General features: G+C 59.0%; 13 protein-coding genes. 6 read left to right on the forward strand and 7 right to left on the reverse strand.

Annotated features, from left to right (window positions below):
* Positions 1 to 111 precede the first annotated feature (111 nt).
* The 4 genes from ACESY8_RS06280 (at position 112) to ACESY8_RS06295 (ending at position 3,552) form a co-directional block, all read left to right on the forward strand.
* A complete protein-coding gene (locus ACESY8_RS06280) occupies positions 112 to 957 on the forward strand; it encodes a hypothetical protein (RefSeq protein WP_054338550.1) in 846 nt (281 codons plus the stop codon).
* A gap of 101 nt (positions 958 to 1,058) precedes the next feature.
* Positions 1,059 to 1,946, forward strand: a complete 888-nt coding sequence (locus tag ACESY8_RS06285) for a metal ABC transporter substrate-binding protein (RefSeq protein ID WP_007494583.1) — start codon at positions 1,059 to 1,061, stop codon at positions 1,944 to 1,946.
* Positions 1,943 to 2,728, forward strand: a complete 786-nt coding sequence (locus ACESY8_RS06290) for a metal ABC transporter ATP-binding protein (RefSeq protein ID WP_024723107.1) — start codon at positions 1,943 to 1,945, stop codon at positions 2,726 to 2,728. Before ACESY8_RS06285 ends, ACESY8_RS06290 begins: the two co-directional genes overlap by 4 nt.
* Positions 2,728 to 3,552, forward strand: coding sequence for a metal ABC transporter permease (locus ACESY8_RS06295; protein ID WP_007494586.1), 825 nt, complete (start codon positions 2,728 to 2,730; stop codon positions 3,550 to 3,552). The genes ACESY8_RS06290 and ACESY8_RS06295 overlap by 1 nt, the downstream gene beginning before the upstream one ends.
* A gap of 47 nt (positions 3,553 to 3,599) precedes the next feature.
* On the opposite strand, the gene ACESY8_RS06300 is transcribed toward ACESY8_RS06295, so the two are convergent.
* The 7 genes from ACESY8_RS06300 to ACESY8_RS06330 form a co-directional block, all read right to left on the reverse strand.
* Entirely contained in the window at positions 3,600 to 4,814 is a 1,215-nt protein-coding gene (locus ACESY8_RS06300) for an FprA family A-type flavoprotein (RefSeq protein ID WP_054338551.1), read from the reverse strand.
* A 21-nt stretch (positions 4,815 to 4,835) separates the two neighbouring features.
* Positions 4,836 to 6,749: an acyl-CoA dehydrogenase family protein gene (locus ACESY8_RS06305; RefSeq protein ID WP_081032327.1), complete on the reverse strand. Its 1,914-nt coding sequence runs from the start codon at positions 6,747 to 6,749 to the stop codon at positions 4,836 to 4,838.
* A 63-nt stretch (positions 6,750 to 6,812) separates the two neighbouring features.
* The gene (locus tag ACESY8_RS06310; RefSeq protein WP_021631762.1) at positions 6,813 to 7,217 is read right to left on the reverse strand and encodes an RrF2 family transcriptional regulator; all 405 of its coding nucleotides are present in this window, start codon (positions 7,215 to 7,217) and stop codon (positions 6,813 to 6,815) included.
* Between the two features lie 141 nt (positions 7,218 to 7,358).
* A complete protein-coding gene (locus ACESY8_RS06315) occupies positions 7,359 to 9,467 on the reverse strand; it encodes a sodium-translocating pyrophosphatase (RefSeq protein WP_024723105.1) in 2,109 nt (702 codons plus the stop codon).
* 169 nt (positions 9,468 to 9,636) lie between these two features.
* Positions 9,637 to 11,073, reverse strand: a complete 1,437-nt coding sequence (locus ACESY8_RS06320) for a TrkH family potassium uptake protein (RefSeq protein ID WP_055269595.1) — start codon at positions 11,071 to 11,073, stop codon at positions 9,637 to 9,639.
* Entirely contained in the window at positions 11,070 to 12,461 is a 1,392-nt protein-coding gene (trkA, locus tag ACESY8_RS06325; RefSeq protein ID WP_007494932.1) for a Trk system potassium transporter TrkA, read from the reverse strand. The genes ACESY8_RS06320 and trkA overlap by 4 nt, the downstream gene beginning before the upstream one ends.
* 150 nt (positions 12,462 to 12,611) lie before the next feature.
* Complete coding sequence (locus tag ACESY8_RS06330; RefSeq protein ID WP_009256704.1) at positions 12,612 to 13,313, reverse strand: hypothetical protein; 702 nt, start codon at positions 13,311 to 13,313, stop codon at positions 12,612 to 12,614.
* Between the two features lie 598 nt (positions 13,314 to 13,911).
* On the opposite strand from ACESY8_RS06330, the gene ACESY8_RS06335 reads away from it, so the two are divergent.
* A complete protein-coding gene (locus ACESY8_RS06335; protein ID WP_082382847.1) occupies positions 13,912 to 14,244 on the forward strand; it encodes a DUF3795 domain-containing protein in 333 nt (110 codons plus the stop codon).
* 21 nt (positions 14,245 to 14,265) lie between these two features.
* The gene (locus tag ACESY8_RS06340; protein ID WP_204681634.1) at positions 14,266 to 14,805 is read left to right on the forward strand and encodes a DUF1697 domain-containing protein; all 540 of its coding nucleotides are present in this window, start codon (positions 14,266 to 14,268) and stop codon (positions 14,803 to 14,805) included.
* Position 14,806 lies beyond the last annotated feature (1 nt).

The following is a 14,806-nucleotide window of genomic DNA, read 5'->3' on the forward strand; positions in this document are numbered from 1 at the left end:
CGCCCGCCCCTGAAAAAGCGGGGAAGCGTAGGGGCCGATGCCCTCATCGGCCCGCCGTTTTCCGGAGCCCTTTACATGTGGCCGTATGGTTGGGAAGGAGGGAGGACTTGTATGAGACGGCATCTCCTTGCATTGCTTGTGTGTGTTCTGCTCTGCCTGATGGTGCTCCCAGGCACCGCCTCCGCCGACAGCGGGCCCAAGCCCGCCGTCACCATCACGGTGGTCAACGCCCCGGCGGGGGAGTACTACCTGGATCTGCTCGTCACCGACCCCGGCGACCATGCAAACATCGATCCGGCAGACTACGACCCCAATCTTCTCCAAGGGCTGCGGGACTGGGAGGTGGACGGCTGGTACCCCGCCCTGGCGGGAGGCACCAGCGTTCCACTGTTCGGAGATCTGCGGCCGGGGGAGGACGGTACCCATCGCTTTACCTACTACGGCCTGCCCCGCGCCTTTCGTATCGCCGTCTCCGGCCCAGACGGGGCCCAGGCCACGGACGAGCCCTTTACCCGCACGGTGTTCTACACCCATCTGACGTACGACTGGGAGACCAACTCCATTACAAGGGCCACCTCCCCGGCGGGGTTCTACGGCGTCCAGTTTTTATCCACCCTGGTGCCCACCCTGCTGGTGGAGGGTGGGCTGCTGTGGCTGTTCGGCTTCCGAGCCCGGCGGGACTGGCTGGTGTTCCTCGCCGTCAACCTAGTCACCCAGGCGGGGCTCCACCTGTGGATCGCGACAGACCTGGTTTCCATCGGCGATTCTGCCCTTCAGTATCTGGTGCTCCTCGTGGCGGAGGTGCCTATTTTGCTGGTGGAGCTGATTGCCTATGTGTTCCTGCTGAAGGAGTACAGCGGGCTCCGCCGGGCGGCCTACGCCGCCTGCGCCAATATCGCCAGCTATGCCGTGGGTTATCTTCCTCTCCACTGGGCGGTGGAATTTCTGGCCCGGTGAGAAGATTTGTTTTACACGGGCGGCAAAATACGGTATAATACGATATGCCGGGTAGGAATTACCCGGCGTATCGCCTGTTTTATTGAGATAAGGGGAAGTATATGAAAAAAATCCTTGCGGGAGCGTGTCTGTTTGGCCTTCTGCTCTCTGCCTGTACTCCTGCCGCCGAACCGGGGGACGACGGCACGCTTCACATCCTGGCCACCACCTACCCGGTCTACCTGTTCACCACAGCGGTGACCGAGGGGGCGGAGGATGTGGAGGTAAGCCTGCTGGTCAACCAGCCCACCTCCTGCCTCCACGACTACACGCTCACCGTCAGTGACATGAGGGCCATCGAGAAGGCCGATGTGCTTGTGATGAACGGTGCGGGGCTGGAGGACTTTATGGGCGACGCCCTGGCGGCCTCTGACGCGGCGGTGATCGACTGCTCGGAGGGCATTGAGCTCCTGCCCGCCCTGGGCCACGAGGGCCACGACCATGACACCGAGTACGACCCCCACATCTGGATGTGTGAAGAGTCAGCACTGGTTATGATGAATAATATTCTTCATGGCTTAGGGGCGTTGGACGAGAAAAATCTGGATTGCTACCGTGAAAATGCCGCTGCGGCTGCGGCCTTGGTGCCAGAAGATGACGCACGAATGGAGAACCTAGCCTGTCCTTATCTGATCACGTTCCACGACGGGTTTCAGTACTTTGCTCTGGACAACGGCCTGAACCTACTGAAGTCCATCGAGGAGGAGGAGGGGGCGGAGGCCTCCGCAGCTGAGATCCAGGAGGTTGTGGATCTGGTGAGGGAATATGAAATTCCAGCTATCTTTACCGAGCGCAATGGCTCTGAAGCTACCGCCCGGGCCATTTCCCGGGAGACCGGCTGTGCGGTGTACCAACTGGACATGATCATGAGCGGCGACGGCACGGGCATCCAGCCCTACCTCGACGCTATGCAGAAAAATATCGACACCATCGCGGAGGCATTGGGATGAGCGTACACAAGCACGGAACCACAGGGCCCGGCTGTGCCGGTACCTGCTGTCTTAAAGCCACCGACCTTGGGGTGAGTTTCGGCGGGGAGGAAGTATTGAGAGATGTTTCCTTCCACCTGCACTGCGGGGAGATCGTGGCCCTTATCGGCCCCAACGGGGCGGGAAAGAGCTCTCTTTTCCGTACCATCCTGGGACAGGTGCCTCACACCGGGACCATTGAGTTCCAACGGGCAGGGGGCGACAAGACCCGGCCGCTGATCGGCTACGTGCCTCAGTCTCCCAGCTTTGACCGGGGAGACCCGGTCAGCGTGTTCGACTTCTTCTCCGCCGCTATCTCCCGCTATCCGGTGTTCCTGCCCTCCCCCCGGAGCCTGCGGGCCAGAGTGGGTGCATGTCTGGCCCGGGTGCATGGGGAGAGCCTGCTGGACCGGCGGATTGGGGCCCTCTCCGGCGGCGAGCTCCAGCGTGTGCTGCTGGCCCTGGCGCTGGAGCCGCTGCCCCACATTCTGGTGCTGGACGAGCCCCTCTCAGGCGTGGACATTGACGGGGAGAAGCAGCTTCTGGACATGTTGGACGAGATCCGTACCCGCTATGACCTGTCCATCCTCCTGTCCACCCACGACTTCGCCACCCTGGGCCAGTTTGCCGACAAGGTGATTCTCCTCAAGGGCACGGTGCTGCGGGTGGGGCCGCCGGATGAGGTGCTGGCCTCGCCGGAGTTCCAGGAGGTCTTTCACCTGAACCTGGGGAAAGGGAACCTGGGGAAAGGAGGGAGGGGCTGATGGATTTCCTGGCCGGGCTCCTGGAGCCCTTTCACTGGCAGTTCATGCGCAACGCCCTGCTGGCGGTGCTGGTAATCTCGCCGCTGTTCGGCCTGCTCTCCACCATGGTGGTCACAAGCCGTATGTCGTTCTTCTCCGACGCGCTGGGCCACTCCGCCTTTACCGGCATTGCCATCGGCACCCTGTGCGGCCTGGCCGATCCCCTGTGGATGGCGGTGCTGTTGGCGGCGGTGTTTGCCCTGCTGTTCACCTATGTGCGCCGAAAGTCCAATATGGCCAGCGACACGGTTATCGGCGTCTTTTCCTCCACCGCCGTGGCCCTGGGTATCTTTATTGCCACCTTCGGCGGCGGCAGCTTCACCCAGTACAACAGCCTGCTCATCGGTGACATTCTCAGCGTGGAGCCCGCCAAGATCGCCCTGCTGGCGGTGATCCTTTTGGTTGTGGTACTGCTGTGGCTGTGCTCCTTCAATCAGCTCATGCTGTCCTCCATCCACCCTGCCCTGGCGGACAGCCGGGGGGTGGGGGTGTTCTGGCAGGAGGCGGTGTTCTCCGCCGCCATCGCCGTGGTGGTCACGGTATCCATGACCTGGGTGGGCCTGCTGGTCATCAACTCCCTGCTGGTGCTCCCCGCCGCCGCCGCCCGGAATGTGGCCCGGAACATGCGGCAGTATCACCTGTTCTCCTTGCTTGGGGCGGTGATCTCCGGCCTGGCGGGGCTGATGACCTCCTATTATATCGGCTCTTCCGCCGGGGCGTCCATCACCCTCTATCTGGCGGTTTGGTTTGCCGTCACCTTTCTCCTGCGAAAAAAGTGTATATAAGCAAGAGCACCGCGGAAGCCAGCTTCCGCGGTGCTCTTGCTTGCTTTTTATACCTGAATCGAATCCACGAGGGCGTCGGCCAGGGCATCCAGCTCCACGGCCTTGTCGTCGGAGAGAGAGGAGGCCATACTCAACCGCTCGTTGAGGACGGTCATGTTTTTCATCTCCTCATCGATGAACTTCTGCATGAGATCTCCGGACTTGCAGGCCCAGGAGCCGTTCTCGATAAGGGCGAAGGTGCGGTTCTGGAGGTTGAGGGCCTTCATGTCCTCCAGGAAGCTCTTCATCACCGGGTAGATGCCCAGGTTGTAGGTGACGGAGGCCAGTACGATATGGCTGTACTTGAAGGCTTCGGAGATCAGGTAGGACACGTGGGTGTTGGACACGTCGTACACCGACACGTTGGTAACGCCCTTCTCGCACAGCCTGGCGGCCAGGGCCTGGGCGGCGGCCTCGGTGTTGCCGTACATGGAGGCGTAGGCGATCATGACGCCCTTTTCCTCCGGCTCATAGCGGCTCCACTTGTCGTACTTGTCGATGAAGTAGCCCAGATCCTTGCGCCACACGGGCCCGTGAAGGGGGCAGATGAACTTGATCTGGTCCAGAATGCCGGCGGCCTTGCCCAGCAGCAGTTGGATGTGGGGGCCGTACTTGCCCACGATGTTGGTGAGGTAGCGGCGGGCCTCGTCGATCCAGTCCCGGTCGAAGTTGACCTCGTCGGCGAAGAGCTTGCCGTCCAGGGCGATGAAGGAGCCAAAGGCGTCGGCGGAGAAGAGCGCGCCGTTGGTGGTGTCAAAGGTGACCATGGCCTCGGGCCAGTGGACCATGGGGGCACCCACGAAGGTGACGGTGTGCTTGCCGAAGCAGTGGGTGTCCCCCTCCTTCACCTCGACACACTCGTGCTCGTCGGGGTGGAAGCCGAACTGCCGCATGAGCATGAAGGACTTCTCAGTGGAGATCACCTTCACCTTGGGGTAGCGGCGGAGGATCTGCTCCACGCTGGCTCCGTGGTCGGGCTCCATGTGGTTGACCACCAGCCAGTCCAGGGGCTTGTCGCCCAGCAGGTGGTCCAGATTGTCCTGGAGCTGGCGGTAGGCGGACCAGTCCACCGTGTCGAAGAGGACGGACTGCTCGTCCAGCAGCAGGTAGGCGTTGTAGGAAACCCCTCTGGGGATGGGGTGGATGTTTTCAAACAGGTGGAGCCGGTGGTCGTTGGCCCCCACCCAATACAGATCGTCGGTTACCTTGCGCACGCAATACATTGCGATTCCTCCTTCTGTTCGTTAGGCCTCAATGAACTGATCCTTGCCCTCGGCGCACTCGGGGCAGACCCAGTCCTCGGGCAGGTTTTCAAACAGGGTGCCGGGGGCGATCTCGGCGTCCTCGTCGCCCAGCTCAGGGATGTACTCATAGCCGCAGCCGCCGCACACGTAGCGCTTCCCGATGGGCTCGGGCTTGGGGGCGGGGGGCCGCTTCATCTTCACCATGGGGGGCGCTGGCTGCTTCTCACCAGTGTCCAGGGCGGCGGCCAGCAGGGGCAGGATCTCGTTGACATCGCCCACGATGCCGTAGTCGCAGTTCTTGAAGATAGGGGCGTTGCCATTCTTATTGATGGCCACGATGGTGGAGGCGTCCTTGATGCCCTTCAGATGCTGGGTGGCGCCCGAGATACCGCAGGCGATGTATAGGTTGCCGGTAAACTTCTGGCCGGACATGCCTACATAGCGGCTCAGAGGAACATATTTGAGCGTCTCGGCCACCGGGCGGGAGGAACCCACCGCGGCGCCGGCAGCTTTCGCCAGGTTCTCAATGAGCTTCATGTTCTTCTTGTCGCCGATACCCTTACCGGCGGAAACCACCCGCTCGGCCTGGTTGATGGGGGTGTCCATGGGGATGCCCACGGTAAAGTCGTGTCCGTCCTTCTTCAGTGCCTCCACCAGGGCGGCCACCTTGTCCTCGGACGCTCCGTCCCGGAAAAGCTGGCGCTTGCGCACGCCGGTGATGGGGGCGGGCTTTTTGGCTACAGAGCGGCTGCCGCCGCCGCTGCCCTTGGAGATTTTGCCGATGAGATGGGAGGCAATAACCACCCGCTGAATCTCATTGGTGCCCTCGTAGATGGTGGTGATCTTGGCGTCGCGGTACATCCGCTCCACGTCCATACCTTTGAGGAAACCAGTGCCGCCGAAGATCTGCACCGCGTCGTTGGTGACCTCCAGGGCAATGTCCGAGGCGTACATCTTGGCCATGGCGGACTCCATGCCGTAGGGCTCGTGGTGCTCCTTCAGTTCGGCGGCGGAGTAGATGAGGAACCGCGCACAGCGCAGCTTGGTGGCCATGTCCGCCAGCTTGAAGGCCAGGGACTGCTGGGCGGCGATGGGCTTGCCGAACTGAACCCTCTCCTTGGAGTACTCCAGGGCGGACTCATAGGCCCCCTGGGCGATGCCCAGGGCCTGGGCTGCGATGCCGATACGGCCTCCGTCGAGGGTGGCCATGGCGATTTTGAAGCCGTCACCCTCCTTGCCCAGCAGGTTTTCCTTGGGTACCTTCACATCATTAAAGATCAACTCAGCGGTAGAGGAGGAGCGGATACCCATCTTGTCATAGTGGTCGCCGAACTCGAACCCCTTCCAGCCCTTCTCCACAATGAAGGCGGAGATGCCCCGGGTGCCGATGTCCGGGGTGGTGACGGCAAAGACCACATAGGTGTCCGCCTTGGGGGCGTTGGTGATGAAGATTTTGCCGCCGTTGAGCAGCCAGTGGTCGCCCTTGTCCACGGCGGTGGTCTCGGTGCCGCCGGCATCGGAGCCGGCGTTGGGCTCGGTGAGGCCGAAGGCGCCAATTTTTTCACCTCTGGCCAGGGGCACCAGATATTTCTTCTTCTGCTCCTCGGTGCCGAAGGCGAAGATCGGCCAGGAGCCAAGGGACACGTGGGCGGACAGAATCACGCCCGTGCCGCCGTCTACCCGGGACAGCTCCTCCACGGCGATGGCGTAGCTAATGGCATCCAGCCCCGCGCCGCCGTACTCCTTGGGGTAGGGGATACCCATCAGGCCCAGCTCCCCCAGTTTTTTTACGGCTTCGGCCGGAAACTCATTGGCCTGATCCAGGGAGAAGGCGATGGGCTTGACCTCCTCTTCGGCGAAGGCGCGGATCTTGGCGCGCAACTGTTCATGCGCTTGGGTCGTCTGGAACAACATGTTGCTTCCTCCTTACACATAATTAAAAGTGGATAAAATTAGTCCAATTTGTAGGCGAAAAAATCAGTCTGCCGGACCCAGAATGTCCTCCAAAGTGTGGGCCTTCAGTTCCGCATTCAGCTTTTCCTGAATGCCTGTCAGATGGCAGTGAACCGTACAGCCGCCATGGCTGGCCCGCCAGGGACAGGAATAGGTGGGATCCATACAACTGCTTAGGCGGGAATCCTCTCCCATAGCGGTCATCAGGTCGTAGAGAGTGACCCGGTTGAGCTCTGCCGACAGGCGACAGCCACCTTCGGCGCCGCGGGCTACCTCCACAAATCCGGCCCTGGCAAGCTTTTTGAGAATCTTGTGTGCAAAGGACTGGGGGACCAGCTCCCGCTCCGCCGCCTCCGCCGCTGTACGGCGCTCCCCATCCCGCAGGGTGCGCAGCAGGCGCAGGGCATAATCGGTTTCGCGGGTAATCACAGCCGCTCCACTCCTTTCTGATTGGTCTGGCTACAACATATCATTTTGGATAAAGTTTGTCAAGTATAATTTTCCAAAATCGTCACAATGTAAAAAAACGCGCGGCATGTTTTGGCATGCCGCGCGCTGAGGTCAGGATTTTCAGCCCAGCAGATGGATGCTGGTGATCAGGCCGGAGAACACAATGGAAACGGTGGAGCACAGCTTGATCAGGATGTTGAGGGAGGGACCGGAGGTATCCTTGAAGGGGTCGCCCACAGTGTCGCCGATGACGGCGGCCTTGTGGCAGTCGGAGCCCTTGCCGCCATGGGTGCCGCTCTCGATGTACTTCTTGGCGTTGTCCCAGGCGCCGCCGGCGTTGGACATGAACACGGCCACCACGAAGCCGGTGACGGTGACGCCGCCCAGCAGGCCCACCACGGCCTCTGCGCCCAGGATCAGGCCGGTGACCACGGGCACTACAATGGCCAGCAGGGAGGGGACCACCATCTCATGCAGAGCGCCCTTGGTGCAGAGATCCACACAGGAGGCGTAGTCGGGGTCGGCCTTGCCCTCCATGATGCCGGCGATCTCCTTAAACTGGCGGCGCACCTCCACCACGATGGACTGGGCGGCCCGCTGCACGCCGCTCATGGTCAGGGCGGCGAAGAGGAAGGTGAGCATGGCGCCCACGAACAGGCCCACCAGAACGGCGGGGTTAGTGATGGAGAGATCCAGCGTGTCCACCTTGACCTTCACCACGTCCACATAGCTGACCAGCAGGGCCAGGGCGGTGAGGGCGGCGGAGCCGATGGCAAAGCCCTTGCCGGTGGCGGCGGTGGTGTTGCCCAGGGAGTCCAGGGCGTCGGTGCGGTTGCGCACCTCCTCGCCCAGGCCGCTCATCTCGGCGATGCCGCCGGCGTTGTCGGCCACGGGGCCGTAGGCGTCGGTGGCCAGGGTGATGCCCAGGGTAGACAGCATGCCCACCGCGGCGATGCCGATGCCATACAGGCCCTTGGAGAAAAGCTCGCCATAGTTGGCCGCATTGGTGGTCAGGGAACCGCCGGCGGCCAGGAAGGAGACGATGATGGCCACGCCGATGATGACGATGGGGGCGGCGGTGGACTTCATGCCCAGGGAGATGCCGCCGATGATGGTGGTGGCGGCGCCGGTCTCGGTGGAGTCGGCCAGGCCCTGGGTGGGCTTATAGGTGTCGGAGGTGTAGTACTCGGTAAAATAGCCGATGGCGCAGCCGGCCACCAGACCCGCCAGAATGGCGATGTAAGGGCCCCAGGAGCCCATGATGTAATAGGTGACGGGGGCGGCGATGACGGCGGCCAGCACGGCGGCGGTGTAGGTGCCTTTGCGCAGAGTAGCCAGCAGGGACTTCTGGGTGGCGTTCTCCTTGGTGCGGATCAGGAAGGTGCCGATGACGGAGCACACCACGCCCACCACGGCGATGATGAGGGGCAGAAGCATGGCGTTCCAGGTCAGGCCATCGGCGGCGTAGGCGGAGGCGCCCAAGGCGAAGGTAGCCAGAATGGAGCCCACGTAGGACTCATACAGGTCAGCGCCCATGCCGGCCACGTCGCCCACGTTGTCGCCCACGTTGTCGGCGATGGTGGCGGGGTTACGGGGGTCGTCCTCGGGGATGCCGGCCTCCACCTTGCCCACCAGATCGGCGCCCACGTCGGCGGCCTTGGTGAAGATGCCGCCGCCCACGCGGCCGAACAGGGCCATGAAGGAGGCGCCCATGCCGAACATGACCATGGTCTGGGCGATCTGGGCGGCCTCAAACCCTGCGATGTACTTGAGAATGTGGAACCAGATGGACACGTCCAGCAGACCCAGGCCCACCACGGTGAAGCCCATGACCGCGCCGGAGGAGAAAGCCACGTTCAGGCCCCGGTTGAGGCTCTCATGGGCGGCGTTGGCAGTGCGGGCGTTGGCGGAGGTGGCAATCTTCATGCCCACAAAGCCCGCCAGGCCGGACCAGATGCCGCCGGTCAGGAAGGCGAAGGGGATAAACCAGTTGTCCAGCATCCCGACTCCTGCCAAAATTAACAAAATGACGAAGACAATGATAAAGATCTTTGCAACGGTAGTATACTGGCGCTTAAGGTAGGCATTTGCGCCCTTACGGATGGATGCGGCCAGCTTTTGCATCAGTTCGGTGCCCTCTGAGAACTTGAGCACCTTCTTGGCTTGGGTTAAGGCGAAGATTAATGCAATTAATGCACCTACTAAGCCGACCCAAAACAGGTTTTCCAACAACTTTCCCCACTCCTTTTTTTCTTTGGAAGCCTTGTAACACAAGGCTTCCAGCGTTAAGAGACAATATAATATTAACGCAAAAAGGGGTGATTTGGCAAGTATATCTTAAGATAAGAAAGCGTCAAATCCTAGGATTTGACGCTTTCGACAAAAACGAATGATTGGTTTAAGAACGCTTCCATGCATTTCTGCTAAAGAGAACGAGAACAGGCAGAACCTCCAGGCGCCCGATCAGCATACACAGGGAGAGCACCAGCTTGGAGAAGCCGGAAAAGGCGGAGTAGTTGCCCATGGGGCCCACCAGCTCCAGTCCGGGGCCCACATTGCCGATGCAGGAGACTACGGCGGTGAAGGTGGTGCCAAAGGAGAAGTTGTCCACCGACACCAGCAGCGTGGCCCCCAGGGCGATGAAAAGATAGGCTGCAAAAAAGAGCTGGACGGAGCGCAGGCTGTCCTCATCTACCACCCGGCCGTCCAGCTTGACCACGTTGACGGAGCGGGGGTGCACCACCTGCCGGATCTCCCGGCGGATGCACTTGAGCAGGAGCAGAACGCGGGAGCACTTGATGGCGCCGCCGGTGGAGCCGGCGCAGGCGCCGATGAACATGAGCAGCACCAGCAGAATCCGCGAAAACTCCGGCCACAGGTTGAAGTCAGTGCTGGCGAAGCCGGTGGTGGAGATAATCGAGCCCACCTGAAACGCGGCGTGGCGCACGGCGGAGCCGTCCGCCGGATACATGGGCCAGATGTTGATGGAGATCAGGAGGGTGCTGAAAGCCACCACGGCCAGAAAGAAGCGCAGCTCGTCGCTGCGGAGCGCCTGGTGTACCTTGCCGCAGAGCAGCAGGAAGTAGAGGGCAAAGTTGATGGAGAAGATCAGCATGAAGAGCGTGATGATGACCTCAATGGCGGGGCTTTCATAGGCCGCAATAGACAGGTTTCTGGTGGAGAAGCCGCCGGTGCCCGCGGTGGCGAAGGAGTGAACCAGGCTGTCATACCACGGCATGCCGGCGATTCGCAGGCAGAAGACCTCCAGCAGAGTGAGGGCGCAGTAGATGCCGTAGAGGATTTTGGAGGACTGGCTGGTCTTGGGTACCAGCTTGCTCACAATGGGCCCGGGGCTCTCGGCGCGCATCACATGCAGGGTCCGTCCGCCCAGGCTGGGCAGCAGGGCGATGGTGAGGATCAGCACCCCCATGCCGCCCATCCAGTGCATGAAGGAGCGCCAGAAAAGGATTCCTCTGGGCAGGGGCTCCACTGCGGTCAAGATGGAGGCGCCGGTAGTGGTGAAGCCGGAGACCGACTCGAAGAAGCAGTCCACATAGGAGGGGAAAAAGCCGCTGAAAAAGAAGGGGAGGGCGCCGAAGGCGCTCATCAGCAGCCAGATGAGGGCCACGGCGAAAAAGCCCTCCCGGGGGAAAAAGTGGTCGTTGCTGCGTATGAGGGAAAGGGCGAGCCCCACCGCTCCCGTCATGGCAATGGACAGGAGGAAGGGAAGGGGATTTTCGCGGTAGAACAGGCAGACCAGCAGGGGGAGGAGCAGCGCGCCTGCCTCTACCAGCAGGGTCTTGCCCGTCAACTTGAAGACCAGGCGGAAGTTCATGCGTCGCCTCCCAGCTCCAGAAGGGAGTCCTCAAAGATGTCGTTGAGATCCAGAATCCCGTGGTTGCGGGATATGACGATCACGGTGTCACCAGCGGCGATGGAAGAGGAGCCGTCAGGGATTACGATACGGCCCTGGTGCACCAGGACGGCGACCAGGATGCCAGGCTTCAGGCGCAGCTCTCGCAGGGGGGTGTCCCGGTTTCGGGTGGTTGCATTGGCCACAAATTCCATAGCCTCGGCGTGGCCGTCGGCGATCTTGTAGAGGGCGTTCATGACGCTGCCCTTGGAGTTCTGCATACCGCGTACCACCTGAAGAATCTGCCCGGCGGTCAGCAGCTTGGGGGAGATCACGCTGTCCAGCCCAGCGGCGTGGGCGATGCCGGCATAATTCTGGCGGTTGGACTTGGCCACCACCTTGGGTATGCCCTGCTGCATGGCGTAGAGGGAGATAATGAGGTTGTCTTCATCCCGGTCGGTGAGGGCTACGAAGGCGTCGGAGGCGGTCACATCCTCCTCTTCCAGAAGTTCCTGGTCGGTGCCGTCGCCGCAGATGACCGTGGCCTTGGGCAGTACCTCGCTGAGATGGCGGCAGCGGTCCAGACTGCGCTCAATGATCTTTACGTGTATGCCAAGCCGCTCCAGAATGGCGGTGAGGTAGTGTGCGATTCGTCCGCCGCCCACCAGAAATACGTTGCGGCACCTGGGATTGTGCCGCCCCAGCAGGCGAAAGAAGGCGGTCAGGCCGGTAGGCTGGCCGATCAGATAGAGCCGGTCCCCCACCTGGGGCACAAAGGAACCGTCGGGGATGACCACATCTCCCTCCGCCCGCTCGGCGGCACAGAACAGCATAGGAAGGGACTGGAGCTGGCCGCTCTGGGCGGACAGGGGATGTCCCACCAGAAAGTCCTCCTCCCGCACCCGGAAGCCAATCAGCTCCACCCGACCCCGGCAAAAGGTCTCCAGATTGGCGGCAGGGGGAAAGCGGAGCAGACGGGCGATCTCCGCCGCCGCGGCGTTTTCCGGGTTGATGACCAGGTCAATGCCCAGGGCCTCCTTCAGCAGGGAGAGCTCCATAGCATATTCTACATTGCGTACCCGGGCGATCGTATACTTGGCGCCCAGCCGCTTGGCGGTCAGGCAGCAGACCATGTTGACCTCATCCATACTGGTGGCGGCGATCAGCACATCCGCAGCATCCACACCCGACTCTCTCAGGGCGGAAATGGACGCGCCGTTGCCTTTGACACACATGACATCCAGGGCCTCAGAGGCGTGGCGGAGAGCGGCGTCGTTGGTGTCAATTACGGTGATATCGTGCTCCTCCTGAGAGAGGTGCTCGGCCAGGGTAAAGCCCACCTTGCCGTCGCCCACGATGATGATTTTCAAGCTCCATACATCCTTTCAGAGCGCCCGGAGGTGCCCCACAACACATTGCATGCTAATCTTAACGCAATCTTAACACGCATGCAAGGACATTATGCGTAATTTGCCGAAAAAGAGCCCCTCTCCACAGGGAGAGGGGCTCTTTTTCGGCTTTTATACCGTCCATTCACTGTGCACCAGGCCGACCAGATACCAGTCACCCTGATAGCATTCAAACACCAGTTTGAGAGAACACCAGTCGTATCCGGCCATCTGTTCGTCCAGACCGGGAAAGTGATACTCCACAAAACGTCCCTCCGGATAGGCGGAGGCCACATTTTCCAGCGCGTTTCCCTGCATCAGAACGGTGTCTACCGCCGTCTCAGGGGCGGCAGTATAGTCGGCATTGAAGACGTAGCGCTCAAAATACTCCCGTCCGGTCAGTTCAATGGGGGCGCCGGTGCCGTCCTCAATACCCCACACATAAGGGATGTCGTCCTCGGGCAAGAGGACGAGCTGGGCGGGGAGGAGATTGCGGTCACAACTGGGCTCCACCGTGGAGTAAGGCGTCAGGGTAACCCCTTTCTCCGGGTGCACCAGCGCGGCCAGGGCCTCATAATCGCTCTCCTTCAGCGCGGCGAGAACCTGTCCGGCACGGTCGGACAGGCAGGAGGTGCCGGCGTCGGCCGGCGCGGCCTGGTAGAGGGTAGATCTACCCTCTACCTCAATAGCGTCCAGCGCGGAAACTGCGGGATACTCCGCTGCGGTGGCACGGACCGAGTTCAGGCTGGCAGAGGAGATCCCGCTGCCGAACAGGGTGCCCAGTGCAAGCCCGCCCAAAAGGGCGATCAGGGCAAATAGCACGGCCTTCTTCATCCGGTACACACCTTTCCTGTCAGGGGAAATTCACAGTTCCTTATTTTAAAAGCTGCATACAAAAAAAGCAACAACAAAAGGTTACAAAAGCTAGGATGCTTTTGTATATCTTGCAATGATGGAAAAAAGGAGGTATAATAAAAAATAGTGGAATGCCCTGTTTGTTGCGACAATGGGGAAATACCAAGAAACCGTATGGATACTATGTTTCAACGACTTTTCGTTTTCCTATATAAGCAGTCTAAAAATGCTGTTTGACGCTTTTTTGACGCCCATGCTCCACGGGTACTAATAAAAAGAAACAAGAAGATATGGGGATTATGCTCCACTTGTGAGCAAATGACTGTTTTCCCTTTGCTGCATTAAAGTCTCATTTTCGTTCCTTTCCATTCCGCTTTTTAAAGCCAAAAAGTTCCGTAGCAAGCATAGGAAGAGGGTACCCTCTTCCGAAATACTGCTTGTTGGGAATGCTCCCAAACCCTCATTGCATTTGCAAAATAGCTATCCAAGAACGTGTTCTGAATGAAGTGGAAAATTGATAGGAATAGAGTATAATCTAAATCAAGCGGTAAATTTGAATTTGGGGAGGTACATAACCATGAGGAATATGATTGCATACTGCGGGTTGGACTGTGAAAAATGCGACGCATATCTTGCAACAATCAATGACGACCAGGCGTTGCGTGATAAAACTGCAAAACTATGGGCCGAGTTAAATAATGCTCCTATTCTGCCTGAACATATCAACTGTGAAGGTTGTCGTGTTGATGGGGTTAAAACTGTATATTGCGATACTCTTTGCGGTATTCGTCAATGTGCGTTGAAAAAAGGTGTGACGACATGTGGCGACTGCCCGGATTTAGAAAAATGTCAGACTGTTGGAATGATTATCTCAAATAATCCCGCTGCTCTGAAAAATCTGAAAGGATAGTGTGTGGAGGTGCCGGCTAATATGAAAAGATACATCGCGTTTTTGCGTGGTGTCAATATAAGTGGAAAAAATAAGGTTCCAATGGCAGAATTAAAGAAATGCTTTGAAAAATTGGGATTTGGAGAAGTTAAGACATATCTGAACAGCGGAAATGTGATTTTTTCAAGTGATGAAGATAATATAGGACGTTTTACAACTCAGATTGAAACAATGATAAAAAATCAGTTTGGTTTTGATATTCCTGTTTTTGTCATATCAAAAGAAGAACTTGAGGATATTTTACATAATGCACCTAAGTGGTGGGGCAATGAAAATAAGGAAATCTATGATAATCTGATTTTTATTATGCACCCAACTACATTTACTGATGTATTCAACGAGATTGGAGAACCTAATGACGAATTAGAACAGATAAAGAACTACAAAGAAGCTGTATTTTGGTCTTTCAGCCGAAAAGATTATCAAGAAACAAATTGGTGGTCAAAGACAGCAAGTGCAAATATCAGTACCAAACTAACGATAAGGACAGCGAACACTATTAGAAAAATAGTTGGAATGTAAT

Origin of the sequence: Clostridium sp. ATCC BAA-442, from assembly GCF_964239415.1 — a bacterium.
Taxonomy (GTDB): domain Bacteria; phylum Bacillota; class Clostridia; order Oscillospirales; family Oscillospiraceae; genus Flavonifractor; species Flavonifractor plautii.

Bases quoted from the DNA above. Each gene is read 5' to 3' on its own strand.
- ACESY8_RS06280 (WP_054338550.1), top strand. From the start codon at position 112: ATGAGACGGCATCTCCTTGCATTGCTTGTGTGTGTTCTGCTCTGCCTG.
- ACESY8_RS06285 (WP_007494583.1), top strand. From the start codon at position 1,059: ATGAAAAAAATCCTTGCGGGAGCGTGTCTGTTTGGCCTTCTGCTCTCT.
- ACESY8_RS06290 (WP_024723107.1), top strand. From the start codon at position 1,943: ATGAGCGTACACAAGCACGGAACCACAGGGCCCGGCTGTGCCGGTACC.
- ACESY8_RS06295 (WP_007494586.1), top strand. From the start codon at position 2,728: ATGGATTTCCTGGCCGGGCTCCTGGAGCCCTTTCACTGGCAGTTCATG.
- ACESY8_RS06300 (WP_054338551.1), bottom strand. From the start codon at position 4,814: ATGTATTGCGTGCGCAAGGTAACCGACGATCTGTATTGGGTGGGGGCC.
- ACESY8_RS06305 (WP_081032327.1), bottom strand. From the start codon at position 6,749: ATGTTGTTCCAGACGACCCAAGCGCATGAACAGTTGCGCGCCAAGATC.
- ACESY8_RS06320 (WP_055269595.1), bottom strand. From the start codon at position 11,073: ATGAACTTCCGCCTGGTCTTCAAGTTGACGGGCAAGACCCTGCTGGTA.
- ACESY8_RS06330 (WP_009256704.1), bottom strand. From the start codon at position 13,313: ATGAAGAAGGCCGTGCTATTTGCCCTGATCGCCCTTTTGGGCGGGCTT.
- ACESY8_RS06335 (WP_082382847.1), top strand. From the start codon at position 13,912: ATGAGGAATATGATTGCATACTGCGGGTTGGACTGTGAAAAATGCGAC.
- ACESY8_RS06340 (WP_204681634.1), top strand. From the start codon at position 14,266: ATGAAAAGATACATCGCGTTTTTGCGTGGTGTCAATATAAGTGGAAAA.